Source organism: Klebsiella aerogenes, from assembly GCA_029027985.1.
In the GTDB taxonomy this organism is placed as follows: domain Bacteria; phylum Pseudomonadota; class Gammaproteobacteria; order Enterobacterales; family Enterobacteriaceae; genus Klebsiella; species Klebsiella aerogenes_A.
The window spans coordinates 2,497,966-2,513,701 of the sequence record CP119076.1; the positions used below are offsets into that span (position 1 = coordinate 2,497,966).

The window sequence follows — 15,736 nt, forward strand, 5'->3', positions numbered from 1 at the left end:
AGATAGACTTTATTATTATTTTTTCTGTATACAATTAACGTTCAACTACCTCGACCGAATACCACAGGAGTCTTGTGAAACGATCTGGCAAAGCAGCGCTGTATGACGATTTAAAACGTCTCATCCTGACAATGGAAATCGACCCGGATGCCGATCTCGACGAAACCCGGCTCAGCAACCAGTACGGGCTATCCCGTACCCCGGTGAGAGAAGTATTCCAGCGTTTGGCTGGCGAAGGGTATCTGGAGATCATCGAAAAGCGCGGCGTGCGCGTCAGTCCAATGAACCATCATTCATTGCGCAATTTCTTTCTCGTGGCGCCGATGATTTATGCCGCAGTGGGCCGCCTGGCGGTGCAAAACGGTAAACCTGCGCAGCTGAAGGCGCTGAAAGAGACGCAAAAACGTTTTCGCAAAGCGGTGCGGAGTCGGGACAACCAAGCGCTGGTGCTCGAAAACAACCGCTTCCATGAAATTATGGGCGAGATGGCTGCAAACCCCTACCTGCAACCCAGCTTAGGGCGGCTGCTTATCGACCATAGCCGGATTGGCCATACTTTCTTTCGCCCGAGCAATGAGGATATGGAACGGCGCCTGAGCCGGGCGGCGGATCATCATGATGCTTTTATTGCCGCTCTTGAGGAACATAACGAGCAGGCGGTCGTTGATCTGGTCTTCGAACACTGGGAGCTGTCGCGTGAAACCATGGAGCTGTTTGTCGCGCCGCAGGGATTACCCGTAGATGATCGGATACAGATGCCCGGCAATGGATTGTGACTGTCGCTGATTGACTCCGGTTTATTACCGCGTTTAGTACAGGGAACGCTGGCTTGATCTCTTCTGCGCGCATTTCTCCTGCGAGCAGAATTTATCGATGAATAAACTGGAGTCACCACCGTGCAAAAGATCACCTCTCTGCCCGCAGACGACGCGCTGCCAGGCTGGTATCACACCAGTCAACCTCGCCCTCCGCGTCCGGCCCATGTTGGCCAGAGCCATGCCCGCTGGGCTATCGTCGGCGCCGGGCTCACCGGCCTTGCGGCAGCGCGGCAGCTGGCGACGCATTATCCTGATGACGAAGTCATTTTGATCGATGCGCAGGAAGTCGGCTTTGGCTCCTCCGGGCGTAATGCCGGATTCGCTATCGATGTGCCACACGATATTGGCGCCAGGGATTATATCGGCGATATCGCCACCGCCAATCGGATCCTTAAACTCAATACCCTTGGGCAAAACTACCTGCGGGAGATCGTCAAAACGCATCACATCGACTGCCAGATGAGCGAGTCCGGTAAATATCAGGCGGCGGTCGGCAGCGCCGGTATTGCCGTACTGGAAGCCTATCGCAGCGGGCTGGCGAAAATCGGTCGCGACACGCAGATGATTGATGCCCAGGATCTCCCCGCGCATATTGGCACCGAGTATTACCAGAAAGCGTTGTATATTCCCGGCACCGTTCTGTTACAGCCTGCGGCGCTGGTTAAAGGACTGGCGGATACCCTTCCGTCTAACGTCACGCTGTATGAATACACGCCAATTACCAGCATCGATTATGGCAACATCGTCACCCTGGTCCATAAGAACGGCAGCATCAGCTGCGATAATCTGCTACTGGCAAACAACGCTTTTGCCTCGCATTTTGGTTTCCTGAAAGGCCGCCTGTTGCCGACTTTCTTGTACGGCAGTCTCAGCCGCCCGCTCAACGATGCCGAACAGGCGCGGCTCGGCGGGAAACCGGTATGGGGCGTTATCCCGGCGCATCCGTTTGGTAGCACCGTGCGCCGCACGGTTGATAATCGGATTCTGATACGCAACAGTTTTAGCTTCCATCCCAATGGCCGCCCGCGCGAGCAAATTTTGCAGCGATATATCGCCACCCACCGCAAATCATTCGCCCGCCGCTTCCCCATGTTGCCGGATGTTGATTTCGAATATTCGTGGAGCGGCGCGATCTGCCTGTCCGAAAATCATGAAGGCTTCTTCGGCCAGTTGGCGCATAACGTTTATGGCGCCCTCTGCTGCAATGGTCTGGGCATTACGCGTGGTACAGCGACCGGCAAACTGCTGGCGGATATGATAGCCGGGGAACGCAACGAGCATATTGATTTCCTGCTCTCTTCGCCGGGGCCGAACAAAACCCCGCCGCAGCCGTTCCTGTCCATTGGCGTCAATTCGGTGCTGAAATGGGGGCAATACCGCGCGGGTCTTGAAGTTTAACGCGTTAACGGCCGCCGGTGAGGCGGCCGTGGGTTATTTTTCAATGCGCTGCAGCTGGATAGCATCCGCCTGCTGCGCTTTATTCGCCAGTAGCTGGAACTGCTGTGGGGTGTAAAAACGCGGCGGAACCGGCAGTGACTGCATGTCCTGCCCTGGATGGATCTGGAGCTGACCCAGCTCAGACAGCGTGAATCCGTCAACCTGCTTTGGCATCGTCAGGCGATACGGCGGCGTGCGTTCAAAAGGCACCGGCGTCGGCAGACGGTTTTCACTGAGATCGTAATTACGTTTAAGCACCAGGAATTTGTCCGGTACCCGACGCTTACTGTTCCACCAGTCGCCGTCGATGTCGCGAAATTTACGTTCAGTTTCACTTTGCGGCGCGACAAGCAGTTTGACCAGCGTCTGTTTTAATGCCGCTTCCATCGCCCGATTGTAGTCATCGACCGAACCGGCGTTCCCCTGCAAAATGACATTAATGGCCAGCCGCGCGCCGAGCAGATTTGAGTAGAGGTCTTCCGGCGAAAATGCCGATATCTCTTCCGAAAATCCCGGCACCGACTGGAAGCCATACCATTGCGCGATCTCGTGCCATTGGGCAATTTCGAAAGCCAGATGACCGGCGAGCCAGGCGGCGATGGTGTAACGCTGCACCATAGACGCTGGCGGCGTAAAGGCGTTTAACTGTACCCGGCGTACCCCCAGCTCTTCACTATAGAAAATCCTTCCCGACTGACCCAGCGTGGGGTAAATGCGGCTGAATAAATAGAAGGTGTAATCAGCGGTATCACGGACGTGGGCAATATCAATAAATCCGCCGCGGCGGGTATAAATCAGGCCATTATGTTCATCGCTTAACCCAACCAGGTTTTTGACCGCCCCCAGCGCGCTATCGTTGTAGTGGTGCTCGCCCAATGTATCGAGCGTTAATACATTACCAATCTGATAAACCGGAATGGGCACGCCAATAGCCCGCACCCGCAGGTCAAAGCCAAAGGCGCAACACGGGCGCAGCGATTCCGGCGCCGACAGTTCGCCCGCCACCGGGCTAACGCGAGTGACGGGAATATTCGGTAACATCGGATCCTGCGCAAATACCGAAAAGGCGGCCGCCAGGAAAATCAACACACTCTTACGCATCAAAGGCGCTCTCCACCCCACAAAAAAACAGCGCGCATCTTACCTGCAGATGAGTGGCCGCTGTTAAGTCAAAAACGGTATTCACCGGCAACAAAGAAACTATTGCGATCGTTAAAACCCAATTCGGTCAGAACGTTGAAGTTGCGCGTGATTTCGTACTGCGCGCCAATGAGCATATTCCACGGCGAAGTCAGCTTCTGTTTGACATCAAACTTACCGTCACCGTCTTTATTTACCGCGGCAATCAGCGGCTGTAACTGCGCAGGCATGTGCAGGTCAGCCAGATCGCCTTTAAACTCCTGCTGCACATCCTGATACATACTGCCGACCCACAGACTCAAGTGTGATGGCCCGGAAATACCCTGCAAGTTGAAGCGATAGCCGACGCGAGGTGACACTGTCACGGCTGAAATGCTACCGTCGAGAATATCAAAGTCCGTGCGGGTATAGTTGGTATCCACCAGGGCAAACCAGTTCTCATAGCCTCCGGCCAACGTAAAACCACCACCCCAGGTTGTGCCTTTAAAATCAAGGACAAAATCAATGTTTTGCAAATCACCGCTTTGATTAAGGCCATGTACCGCACTGGCGATGATGCGATCCAGGCCGCGGAATTGCGTTGGGTCGGCATCCACCGAGACGTTAGAAACCGACGATCCCCGCGTATGCCCTACTATCCCATAAACGTTCAGGAACGGAAAAACCCACATATCGAGGCGTAGGTTCTCAGTTTTACTCTGCTCGCGAGTGTGTCCGGCATCGATGGCGAACATGTCGCTGGGGATAGGATGATTACCCAGCTTCAACCCGGAAAAGGCGATGCTGTCGACCATAATATCCTGACGCATATTCATATAGCTGAGATTGACGCCAAAAGGCAGCGGGATGGAATAGCCGCGGGCGCGCGCTTCATCGCCCCAGATAGGAAAATAACTCTCGCTGTCGCTACTTTCTGCCGCGCAGGCGTTCCACACCGCGCCCGAAGTCAACAGCAACGTGAAAACGGTCGTTGTCCATCTCATTTTTATTCTTGCCCTTACAATCCGGAACCTACGTTAAAATAGACCGCCTGTTCGTGTTCGCTGAAGGCGACATCGACGCCGGTGTATAAACCGTACTGGCGGGCAACCAGATAGCGAATACCCGTTCCCCACGCCGCTTCGCTTTTCCGCCACAACGAATGCGCCTCATCGGCGGCGCTGCCGACGCCGACAAATCCCTGCAGGATCCAGCGCGGCTGAAATTGCCAGGCCAACTGCGTCTGCGCGGCAGCGACATAATCCCCCTGATAGCGGAAACGCGAGATCCCGCGCAGTTCGATATAAGGCCGGGCCATCGGGGTCAGATGCTTGTCGTGATGGGTCAGCGATTGGTAATTTCCCGCCAGCGCCAGGGTTAACGTCGGCGCCAGCGGAATGAAGTATTTGCCATCCACAGCCAGCTGATTGTAATGATAGTCGCCACCGAGCAGAGATCGATAAAAACGATATTCACCCTGCAGAGATAACCCCTTCTTAGGATAGAAAAAGTTGTCCGTGGTGTCATATTCCGCCACCACCCCGAGCGCCGACGAGGTGCTGTTTTGCCCCAATACCCGCTGCCATACGTGGTTAATCAGCGGATTGTCGGCGGTCACCTCCGTACGTGCATAAACCTGTGAAGCGCCGAGAAATACCGGTGAATCACCGACGCGAAATAACAGTTTCTGCAGGCCGCCGAAGCCCCTGGTATGGGTTTGCACCGCCCGGTTTTTGTTAAAACCAGCGATATCACCGGCGTAGATATCGAGATTAACGTTGGCGTAACCGGCGCCGATCAGATAGCGAATACGATCGTGATCCCAGGTATGGCGATGTGCGGCCCCAACGAACCAGGTCCCGTTTTGCGTCCCTCCGCCGCCGAAACCGGTTATGGCTGGCGGGATAAAACGATCGCCCTCGCGCGTCCCCTTACCGTGCAAGAACAGGCCGAACAGACCTCCGCCATAGCCAATAGCCGGTTCAGTGATCACCATTGGCACGGGCAAAAATCCGTAGGGGCTATCCTGCAAATAGTCGCTCATATCGAGCATACCGTCCTCGGGGTCGAACAGACCGGCTGCGGAAGCGGCGCCGGGAAAGCAGGTCAACATCAGTATGAGGGTAAGGCCTGCGAGTTTCATGCGGTCTCCAGGTCTGCTGCATTGATGCCAACGAATGGGCGGGGCATGTACTAAAAATATATCGTAACCTGTTGTTCTTCGCCAATTTACGCCACGTGTAATCTGCTTATTTTTGGATGAAAAAACGCAAGCGAACGCACAAAACGGCAATCTTCTTCGTGACCATAACGCTGCATTTTGGTGACAGTGTCACGTAAAAATGGCAATTTCCCCCGCCGGCATTGTAATCAAAAAGTGAATGACGTATAACATGGCGCAACCGAGGGGTGTCCCGTGAGGGCTGAGATGGCGTAAAAACCGAACCCTTTGAACCTGATCTGGGTCATGCCAGCGAAGGGACGGGTCGGCATCGTTGCCAGTTTTCAATCCTTACCTGTTCACACTTCTGCACGCCCGGATCTCCCCTTTTTCAGGAGGTCCCATGATAATTCCCGCTTTTACCCAAGGTATTTACGGCCGTCTGCGCGAGCAAGCCGGCACCGAATGGCAGCGCTACGTGGCGCATCCCTTCCTCAAGCAATTAGCCGACGGCACGCTGCCGCAGGCCGCCTTTCGCCGCTACCTGACCCAGGATTATCTGTTTTTGATCCACTTCGCCCGCAGCTACGCCCTGTTGGTCAGTAAACTACGGACCTTGCCGGAAATGCGCGCCGCCGCCGCATCGATGAATGCCATTCTCGGCGAACTGCCGCTGCATGTCGGCTACTGCGCCGAATGGGGGCTGGATGAAGCGTCGATGGCGCGGGAAGTCGAAGCGATGGAAACCGTTAATTATACCCGTTACGTGCTGGATATCGGCCACTCCGGCGACGCCCTGGATCTATTGGTGGCGCTGCTGCCCTGCGTGGCGGGCTATGCGGAAATCGGCCTTGGCCTGCTGCACGATCCGCAAACCCATTTGCACAATAACCCTTACGCCTCGTGGATCCGCAACTACGGTGACGAAGGCTATCTTCAGGGGGTTAACGCCGCGATCAACCTGCTGGAATCTGTCTGGCAACAACGTGGCGCGGAATCGCGATTCGCCGAACTCAGCGAAATTTTCACCACCGCCACCCGGCTGGAAGGCAACTTCTGGCAGATGGGACTGAATGCCGTCGCGCAGGATGAGGCGTGATGGCGCCAGGCATTCGCGTTCGTCATTTAAGCCTGCGCTTTGGCGCACGGACGATATTCAGCGATCTCTCCTTTGATATTGCCGGCGGGCACTGGGTTTCGCTGCTGGGCGCCAGCGGCGCGGGCAAAACCAGCCTGCTGCGAATTATCGCCGGGCTGGCGCGCCCAAGCGGCGGTGAAATCAGCGCCAGCGATGGTTTACCGATCGCCCATCGGCTAGCGTGGATGGGGCAAAAAGATCTGCTCTACCCATGGCTGAGCGTACGTGAAAATGTCGCCCTCGGCGCGCGGCTGCGCGGCGAAGCGGTCGATAAGGCGCGCGTCGCCCGGCTCCTCGATCAGGTGGGTTTGGCATCATGCGCCGATGAGCGTCCCGCCGCCCTTTCCGGGGGGATGCGCCAGCGGGCGGCGCTGGCGCGTACGCTGTATGAGGATCGTCCTATTGTGCTAATGGATGAGCCGTTTTCCGCGCTGGATACCATCACCCGCACGCGTATTCAAACCCTGGCCGCTGAGTTGCTGGCCAACCGTACCGTTGTGCTCATCACCCACGACCCGATGGAAGCCTGCCGTTTGAGCCAGCGTCTGCTGGTGCTCTCACCGACGGACGGGATTGATGATACGCATCATTTAAGCGGCGCGCCGCCGCGCGCGCCGGACGATCCAGCGCTGTTGGCAAGCCAGGCGGAACTGCTACAGCAACTGGTGAGGGCTAACGGATGAGCGGCAAGTTACTGCGCGCGGCTATCGTATTCTGCGGCCTGCTGGCGCTCTGGCAACTGGCGACCCGCAGCGGCATTCCGGCGTTCCTGCTGCCTTCCCCGGCATCGGTTGCCGGGGCGCTGTGGAACAACCGTGGCTATCTGGCCAGCCACACCCTGGTCACCCTGAGCGAAATCCTCAGCGGACTGGCGCTTGGTGTGGCACTCGGCGTGATACTGGCATTGTGTATGGTGATGTCGCCGCGATTGCAACGCTGGCTGATGCCGCTGGTGCTGACCAGCCAGGCTATCCCGGTGTTCGCACTCGCCCCACTGCTGGTGCTGTGGTTTGGTTTTGGTATGAGCGCCAAAGTCATGATGGCGGTGCTGGTCATCTTTTTCCCCGTCACCTCGGCTTTCTTCGACGGGCTGCGACGGGTAAATCGTGATTATCTCGATCTGGCGCGCACCATGGGGGCGTCTTTCGGCGCGCAGCTCCGCCACGTCAGGCTGATGGCGGCGCTACCGGCGCTCGGTTCCGGTCTGCGAATGGCTGCCGCCGTCGCCCCTATCGGCGCGATTATTGGCGAATGGGTCGGCTCTGCGGAAGGTCTTGGCTACGTGATGTTGAACGCCAATGCCCGGCTGCAAACCGATATCTGTTTCGCCGCGTTGTTTATTTTAGTGCTGCTGACCATTGCGCTGTGGCTGGCGGTCGATGCGTTTTTACACCGGCTAATTAACTGGTCGCCGGAATAATCCATAAAAGAGAATAAGGAAGAGACATGCGTAAACCTCTGTTAGCCGGGATCGCGTTGTTGGTCAGCGGCCAGGCGTTGGCGAATGAGAAACTCACGCTGGTGCTGGACTGGTACATCAATCCGGATCACGCGCCGATTATGGTGGCGGAACAAATCGGCGCCTTCAAGGATGCCGGGCTGGATGTTAAAATCGTGCCGCCTTCCGACCCGGCGCTGCCGCCGCGGCTGGTTGCCGCCCGCCAGGCGGATCTGGCCATCACCTACCAGCCACAAGTGCATTTCTTCGCCGATGAAGGATTGCCGCTGGTCAGGGTCGGCACATTGATCCACTCGCCGCTCAACACAGTGATTGCGCTGGATAAGAACATAAAGTCCCCCGCTGACCTGAAAGGCAAAAAAGTAGGCTATTCGGTAAGCGGCATCGAACAGGCGACGCTGGCCACCATGGCGCAGCACTCACACATCGATCCGAACAGCATCAAACTGATTAACGTCAACTTCCAACTGACCAGCGCCCTGCTGGCCGGCCAGGTCGATGCGGTGATCGGCGGTTATCGTAATATTGAAGCGCTGGAGCTCAAGCTACAGGGTAAAGAGCCCGTGGTGATGAACGTGGAAGATTTCGGCGTGCCGACCTACGATGAGCTGGTGATTGTCGCCAATAAAGCCGACATCAACGAACCCAAAATCAAAAAATTCCTTAGCGCACTACAGCAAGGCGTGAACTATCTGCGCGCGCATCCGCAGGAAACCTGGCTGAAGTTTGCCAAGGATCACCCTGAACTCAATACCGAGCTAAACCAGCAGGCATGGCTGCAAACGACGCCGTTGTTCGCCACCGATCCGGCGGCGCTGGATAAGCCACGCTACGAGGCCTATGAACAATTTTTATATAACAATAAGTTGGTGAAAAAAGTTACACCTTTAGCAAATTATGCGGTTGAACTTCGCTAAGTAACCATAAGACTGGCGGAAGTATTTCCGTCAGTCTTTCAGCGAAACGGTAATAAAAATAGAGTCACTTTTTCACTAATAATTACACTTTCAATGGTTTTAATGTATCCCGGCATTAACCTTACAAATCAGTCAATTATATTGACATTCCTGCATGTAAAATTAGCGTCAAAATACCTCCATAAATAAAACATTGAATGCGGATTTAAAAAGCCATATATTGTGCGCGCTTTATGAATGCCGATTCAATTTCTTAAACCTTTTTATTCAACCAGAGTTCAAGCGTAACGCTGGTTGTGGGAGTGATATGATGACGGATAAAGTCCGTATTGATACTTTAAGTGCAGATTTATTGGACGCGAACAACGAAACCTTTTTGGCCCGTCAGGCTGAATTCGAATCAAACGTCAGGAGTTACCCGCGTAAGTTACCGCTCGCCATCACCAAAGCTGAAGGCGTTTGGCTGACCGATGCGGATAACAAACAGTACCTGGACTGCCTTGCTGGCGCCGGGACCCTCGCTCTGGGCCATAACCATCCTGAAGTACTGCAGAGCATCCAAAGTGTCATTACCAGCGGCTTGCCGTTACATACCCTCGATCTGACGACTCCGTTAAAAGATCGCTTCTCTGAATACCTGCTCTCTTGCCTGCCGGGCGAAGGGAAAGAGTACTGCCTGCAATTCACCGGTCCTTCCGGCGCTGACGCCGTAGAAGCCGCACTGAAGCTGGCGAAAAAATACACTGGCCGCACCGCGGTTATCAGCTTCTCCGGCGGTTATCACGGGATGACCCACGGCGCGCTGTCCGTCACCGGCAACCTGTCGCCGAAAGCGGCGATCAACGGCATGATGCCGGAAGTCCAGTTCATGCCTTATCCGCACCAGTACCGCTGCCCGCTGGGCATCGGCGGCGACGCGGGCGTGAAAGCGCTGACCTACTACTTCGAAAACCTGATCAACGACGTGGAAAGCGGCGTGCGTAAACCGGCGGCGGTGATCCTTGAAGCCGTTCAGGGCGAAGGTGGCGTGAACCCGGCTCCGGTTGAGTGGCTGCAGCGCATCCGCAAAGTCACCAAAGAGCACGGCATCCTGCTGATTATCGATGAAGTTCAGGCAGGCTTTGCCCGTACCGGTAAATTCTTCGCCTTCGAACACGCCGGTATCGAGCCGGACATCATCGTCATGTCGAAAGCCGTCGGCGGCGGTCTGCCAATGGCCGTACTGGGCATTAAGAAAGAGTTCGATGCCTGGGAACCAGGCCACCACACCGGCACCTTCCGCGGCAACCAGTTGGCGATGGCCACCGGCCTGACCACGCTGCGCCATCTGCGTGACAACAATGTTGCCGACAAAGTCGCCGCCCAGGGCGAGTGGCTGAAAGGCAAACTGGCTGACATGCAGAAACGTTTCCCGGTTATCGGTCACGTTCGCGGTCTCGGCCTGATGATCGGTATTGAAATCGTTAAGCCGACTGAAGCTCCGGATCATATGGGCTGCTACCCGGCTGACGGCGAGCTCTCCGCGCTGCTGCAGAAGAAATGCTTCGAAGCGGGCGTGATTCTTGAGCGCGGCGGTCGTCATGGTTGCGTTCTGCGCCTGCTGCCGTCCCTGCTGATCAGCGACGCGGAACTGGAAGTGTTCCTCGATAAGTTTGAACAGGCCCTGCTGGCCGCCGGCGTAAAACCGGTCTGAGTGGAGTAAGTGACCGCAATGTCCAAATTGAATCCGATTCTGGCTGGTTCCGCGGCAAGCATTGACGCTTACCAGCAGGTCATTTCCCAGACCAGCCAGGCGGTTGCGCAGTGGCTGCAACAGCCTGAGATGTATCAGGGGAGAAGCGTTGACGATCTGCGTGAGCGCATCACCCTTGATTTTACCGAACAGGGTCTGGGCAACCAGGCGGCGATTGAACGTGCGATCGAGTACTTCCTGAAAGACAGCCTGTCGGTACACCACCCGCAGTGCGTGGCGCACCTGCACTGCCCAAGCCTGGTGATTAGCCAGGCGGCGGAAGTGCTGATCAACGCCACCAACCAGAGCATGGACTCCTGGGATCAGAGCCCGTCGGCAACCATCATCGAGATGAAGCTGATCGAGTGGCTGCGCGCGCAGGTCGGTTATCCGGCTGGCGATGCCGGCGTCTTCACCAGCGGCGGCACCCAGAGCAACCTGATGGGTCTGATGCTGGCGCGCGACGCCTTCTTCGCCCGCCAGGGACACTCTATCCAGCAGGATGGTCTGCCGGGCGATATCCGTAAGTACAAAGTGTTGTGCTCGGAAAACGCGCACTTCTCGGTGCAGAAAAATATGGCGCTGATGGGCCTTGGCTATCGCTCGGTGACATTGGTGAAAACCGATGAATTCGCGCGCATGGACGTGGCCGACCTGAAGGCGAAAATTGCTGAAGCACAGGCGAACGGCGAGCAGATCATGGCGATCGTCGCCACGGCTGGCACTACCGATGCGGGGGCTATCGACCCGCTGCGTGATATCGCCGGTATCGCCGCGGAGCATCAGATCTGGCTGCACGTTGATGCGGCCTGGGGTGGTGCGCTGCTGCTCTCTGAGCAATATCGCGACTATCTCGATGGCCTGGAGCTCGTGGATTCCGTTACCCTGGACTTCCACAAGCAGTTCTTCCAGACCATCAGTTGCGGCGCGTTCCTGCTGAAAGATGCGCGTCACTATGAGCTGATGCGTTATCAGGCGGCCTACCTGAACTCCGAGTTTGACGAAGAACACGGCGTGCCGAACCTGGTATCCAAATCGCTGCAGACCACCCGCCGCTTCGATGCGCTGAAGCTGTGGATGGGCCTCGAAGCGCTGGGCCAGAAACAGTACGCTTCAATCATCGATCACGGCGTAACCATGGCGAAAAACGTCGCGGAATACGTTCAGTCTCAGCCGACGCTGGAACTGGTGATGCAGCCGCAGCTGGCGAGCGTATTGTTCCGCTCCCGTCCGGCGCAGATGGCCAACAGCGACGCGGCGGCGATTGCCCTGCTCAACCAGCGCGTGGGCGACGCCCTGCTCGATTCCGGCCGGGCGAACGTCGGCGTGACCGAGCATAACGGCGTAACCTGCCTGAAGCTGACGCTGCTGAACCCGATCGTGACGCTTGACGACGTAAAAGTTCTGCTGAGCCTGGTGGAACGTACCGCGCAGGAACTGCTGGCAAAATAAAACGCGACCTGAATAGCGTGAGTCCTGAAAAGCCGATAACTACTGTTATCGGCTTTTTTTATTCCTTCTTCTCACGTCCGTGCTTCACGCAGCAGCTGTTGGATCACCTGCTCCTGCTGAGCATAATCCCCCTCGCCGAAAGCGGTATAGCGTAACTGTCCGCGGGCGTCGAAGAGGTAATGCGCAGGCCAGTACTGATTACCGAACGCGTTCCAGATAGCGTAATTGTTATCTGCGACAATCGGATAGCTCAGCTGCTGCTGGCTGGCTGCCGCGCGTAGCTGCGGTAATGACCGTTCCCACGGATATTCCGGCGTATGTACGCCAATCACCACCAGTCCCGCGTCGCGATACTTATTGGCCCAGGCCCGTACATAGGGCAACGTATGCTGGCAGTTGATGCAATCCCGAGTCCAGAAATCAACCAGCACCACCTTCCCCTTCAGCACCGCATTGTTGAGCGGCGGGCTATTCAGCCACGCAGTACCGCCCCGCAACTCCGGCATGGCGCTGGTTGGCTGCGGCGCGACGACCGGTTCCAGCCGCACGCGCTCATTTGTCTGCGGCAAAAACACGCTCAGGCGCTGCTCAAGACGATTGGTCAACTCGCTGGCGCCCTGCAAATAGCGATCGGCCCCGCTGGCGATTAACGCCACGGCCGCCAGCATCGCGCCTCCGGCCAGCTGACGTAAACGTCCACTCATGACCAGCCCACCGCGCAAGCGGGTTATCAGCCGTGAGCCAACCCCCCCCAACAGCAGCAACATCAACGCACAACCGCTGGCATACGCGAGCAACAGGATACCGGTGGCCGCTGAATGGCCTTTCAACCATGCCAGACTTAGAATGGCGCCCAGCACCGGACCAGCGCACGGCGCCCACAGCAAACCAATCGCCAGACCGGCAAGCAGTGAGGCCAGTCCACCGCCGCGATAGCTCTGCTGGTTAATGCGGTTACCCAGCGCCACCACCGGGGAGCTAAGCCACCCGGCCATACGTGGCGAGATCAAGCTGATAGCCACCACCGCCAGAAAACCCAGCGCCAGCCAGCGTCCGACAATCGTCAGGCTCACCAGCCAGCCGGTTGCCGCCGTCGCCAGTAGTGAGACGGCGGTAAACATCAACACCATACCGAGTAACAGCAGTGCCAGTTGCCCCTTTTGCCCGCGAACGCTGGCAAACACCAGCGGGATCACCGGTAAGGTACAAGGGCTCAGCAGCGTTAACATACCGGCCAAAAATGCAATCACAACAGCCATGATGACTCTCCTTCGCAAGCGATGCCCTATCGGCAACGCAGGCATTACAACAGGCGAATGTATGGCGGATGTGTCCGCAACGCGGCGGTTTAGTGTGCTGGGTTATCTGATGAAGAGACAGATACAGACGGATACAAAGCGACAGCGCTCAGTCGTACTTGCGCTTCGAGACCGCCCTGCGGTCGGTTGTGCAGCGTTAAGCGCCCCTGCATCTGCCCGGCAAGCTGGGCGGCAATCGCCAGTCCTAAACCGGTACCACCGGTATTACGGTTGCGCGACGGTTCAAGACGATAAAACGGTTGCAGCACGGCGACAAGTTCCTCCTCCGGAATGCCGGGGCCGTTATCGGCAACATGGATGATGACATCGCCGCCTTGTGGGTAACTCAGGCCTATTTCCACATGTTCGGCGAATTTCAGTCCATTATCGATTAAGTTACTCATGATTCTGCGCAACGCCTGCGGTTGTAGCAGTAAAGTATCCGGCCCTTTGCCAGCCTGGAAACTGACGGCTTTGCCCACGTCGGCATAATCGCAGACGATGCTATCCAGTAACGCGTTGAGACTCATTCGCTGACGCGTTTCCGCCAGCGATTCTGAAGAGCGCGCCAGCGCGATGCCTTCACGCACTAAGCGCGTCATGCTATCGAGATCCTGTAGCAACTTGTCGCGGAGTTCCGGTTGGTCGGCCATTTCCACCCGCAGTTTCATGCGGGTGATCGGCGTTTGTAGATCGTGCGAGATCGCCGCCAGGATCCGCGCACGCTCCTGCAAATGGTCCTGAATGCGCGTCTGCATCGCATTAAAGGCGCGCGCCGCCCGCTGTACCTCTTGCGGCCCTTGCTCCGCCATCTGTCCTGCCGCCGTGGCGGCGGGTTGCAGCGCATCGATAGCGCGGGTAAAGCGGGTCATCGGCCCGACAACCTGGCGGACGGCATACCAGGCGCAAAACAGCAACAAGAAAAACTGCGCGACCAGCACCACCGGCAACCAGCGCGCGATGGCTGGCAGCCGGGGCCACAGGTCGATGCTCAGCGGCGCGCCGTCATGTAGGGTAATGTGAGCCTGAATATGTTCGCGGGGGCCAGGGACGGAGACAATGCTGACGGGATAGCGACCGCTCAAGGCTTCCTGTATTGAGCGCACCGCATCACGGGCGCGCCAGTTGGTGGGATAGTCGCCAGACTGTCCGGCGGTCAATTGATAGCGGTAGTTACCTCGCGCCAGCCGCGTCAACCAATGGGGGCGCTCCGCCGCCGGTAACCTGTCGAGGATTGCCACGCTGGTCGCGACATCGTACTCAAGGTTGCCCAACATCACGCTGCGAGCGCTGCTCATCCGTTCGTACAGGAGCAACGACAACGTCAGAGCGTTAGCGATCAACAGCGCGAGGAAAATCATCAACATCAAGCGTGACTGCAATGATGCGGGCCACAGCGTCATGTTCGCGCCTCGCGGATCGATACCGGGACGGAAAGCACATAGCCTTCGCTACGCACGGTTTTAATATAAGCCGGTTCGCGCGCATCTTCCCGCAGCCGCTGGCGCAGGCGGCTCACCAGTAGATCGATAGAACGCTCGAACAGTTCGGCATCGCGCCCTTGAGTGAGATTCAACAGCTGATCGCGGTTTAGTACCCGCTGCGGATGGTCAAGAAACACCCGCAACAGGCGATATTCCGCCCCGCTCAGGGCGACGATAGTACCGCTGTCGTCCAGCAAATGCCGCGCAGAGGTATCCAGCAGCCAATCGCCAAAGGCGATCAGCCTGCCAGCCTCGCTGATTTGCAAATTAGGCGGTAGTGCGCGGGTACGGCGTAAAATCGCTTTAATCCGCGCCAACAGTTCGCGGGCGACGAAGGGTTTCACCAGATAATCGTCAGCCCCCATCTCCAGGCCAAGAATGCGATCGCTATCTTCACTACGCGCGGTCAACATCAGCACCGGAATATCCTGCTGACTGTCATTACGTAGCTGGCGGCACAGCGTTAAGCCATCGTCACCGGGCAGCATGATGTCGAGCACAATCAAATCGATTTGATGGTTTTTTAGTAACGACCACATCGCTTTACCACTCGCCGCGCCGCTGGCGCGGTAGCCCGACTTTTCCAGATAACCGACGATCAGTTCACGGATATCACGGTCGTCATCGACAACCAGTATGTGGTCAATACGTTCCAAAAGCGGCTCCTGCGACAAAATAAGCTATTGAAAAGCATATGCGGCTTCGTCGAAAGCGCAACTCA

General features: G+C 56.9%; 14 protein-coding genes and 1 riboswitch. Of the genes, 8 read left to right on the forward strand and 6 right to left on the reverse strand.

Annotated features, from left to right (window positions below; translation table 11 throughout):
• Positions 1 to 74: 74 nt before the first annotated feature.
• Both PYR66_11980 and PYR66_11985 read left to right on the forward strand, forming a co-directional pair.
• Entirely contained in the window at positions 75 to 776 is a 702-nt protein-coding gene (locus PYR66_11980; GenBank protein ID WEF26081.1) for a GntR family transcriptional regulator, read from the forward strand.
• A gap of 120 nt (positions 777 to 896) precedes the next feature.
• Positions 897 to 2,216: an FAD-binding oxidoreductase gene (locus PYR66_11985; protein ID WEF26082.1), complete on the forward strand. Its 1,320-nt coding sequence runs from the start codon at positions 897 to 899 to the stop codon at positions 2,214 to 2,216.
• A gap of 33 nt (positions 2,217 to 2,249) precedes the next feature.
• Here PYR66_11985 and PYR66_11990 read toward each other — a convergent pair whose 3' ends face one another.
• From PYR66_11990 to PYR66_12000, 3 genes are all read right to left on the reverse strand, one after another.
• A complete protein-coding gene (locus PYR66_11990; protein WEF30433.1) occupies positions 2,250 to 3,356 on the reverse strand; it encodes a DUF4056 domain-containing protein in 1,107 nt (368 codons plus the stop codon).
• A gap of 68 nt (positions 3,357 to 3,424) precedes the next feature.
• Entirely contained in the window at positions 3,425 to 4,378 is a 954-nt protein-coding gene (locus PYR66_11995) for a hypothetical protein (GenBank protein ID WEF26083.1), read from the reverse strand.
• A 14-nt stretch (positions 4,379 to 4,392) separates the two neighbouring features.
• Positions 4,393 to 5,517, reverse strand: a complete 1,125-nt coding sequence (locus PYR66_12000) for a BamA/TamA family outer membrane protein (GenBank protein WEF26084.1) — start codon at positions 5,515 to 5,517, stop codon at positions 4,393 to 4,395.
• 252 nt (positions 5,518 to 5,769) lie between these two features.
• Positions 5,770 to 5,873, forward strand: a riboswitch (TPP riboswitch).
• 65 nt (positions 5,874 to 5,938) lie between these two features.
• Here PYR66_12000 and PYR66_12005 point away from each other — a divergent pair.
• From PYR66_12005 to PYR66_12030, 6 genes are all read left to right on the forward strand, one after another.
• Positions 5,939 to 6,634, forward strand: a complete 696-nt coding sequence (locus PYR66_12005; protein ID WEF26085.1) for a TenA family protein — start codon at positions 5,939 to 5,941, stop codon at positions 6,632 to 6,634.
• On the forward strand, positions 6,631 to 7,356 hold the full coding sequence (locus tag PYR66_12010) for an ABC transporter ATP-binding protein (GenBank protein WEF26086.1): 726 nt from the start codon (positions 6,631 to 6,633) through the stop codon (positions 7,354 to 7,356). The genes PYR66_12005 and PYR66_12010 overlap by 4 nt, the downstream gene beginning before the upstream one ends.
• Entirely contained in the window at positions 7,353 to 8,093 is a 741-nt protein-coding gene (locus PYR66_12015; GenBank protein ID WEF26087.1) for an ABC transporter permease, read from the forward strand. The genes PYR66_12010 and PYR66_12015 overlap by 4 nt, the downstream gene beginning before the upstream one ends.
• 26 nt (positions 8,094 to 8,119) lie before the next feature.
• Entirely contained in the window at positions 8,120 to 9,049 is a 930-nt protein-coding gene (locus tag PYR66_12020) for an ABC transporter substrate-binding protein (GenBank protein ID WEF26088.1), read from the forward strand.
• A gap of 307 nt (positions 9,050 to 9,356) precedes the next feature.
• Positions 9,357 to 10,742 (forward strand): diaminobutyrate--2-oxoglutarate transaminase, encoded by a 1,386-nt coding sequence (locus PYR66_12025; protein WEF26089.1) that lies wholly within the window; start codon positions 9,357 to 9,359, stop codon positions 10,740 to 10,742.
• A 9-nt stretch (positions 10,743 to 10,751) separates the two neighbouring features.
• On the forward strand, positions 10,752 to 12,233 hold the full coding sequence (locus PYR66_12030; protein WEF26090.1) for an aspartate aminotransferase family protein: 1,482 nt from the start codon (positions 10,752 to 10,754) through the stop codon (positions 12,231 to 12,233).
• Between the two features lie 71 nt (positions 12,234 to 12,304).
• On the opposite strand, the gene PYR66_12035 is transcribed toward PYR66_12030, so the two are convergent.
• The 3 genes from PYR66_12035 to PYR66_12045 all read right to left on the reverse strand — a co-directional run bounded on the left by PYR66_12035 (position 12,305) and on the right by PYR66_12045 (position 15,671).
• A complete protein-coding gene (locus PYR66_12035; GenBank protein WEF26091.1) occupies positions 12,305 to 13,492 on the reverse strand; it encodes a cytochrome c biogenesis protein/redoxin in 1,188 nt (395 codons plus the stop codon).
• 89 nt (positions 13,493 to 13,581) lie between these two features.
• Positions 13,582 to 14,934, reverse strand: a complete 1,353-nt coding sequence (locus tag PYR66_12040; GenBank protein WEF26092.1) for an ATP-binding protein — start codon at positions 14,932 to 14,934, stop codon at positions 13,582 to 13,584.
• A complete protein-coding gene (locus PYR66_12045; GenBank protein ID WEF26093.1) occupies positions 14,931 to 15,671 on the reverse strand; it encodes a response regulator in 741 nt (246 codons plus the stop codon). The genes PYR66_12040 and PYR66_12045 overlap by 4 nt, the downstream gene beginning before the upstream one ends.
• Positions 15,672 to 15,736: the final 65 nt, after the last annotated feature.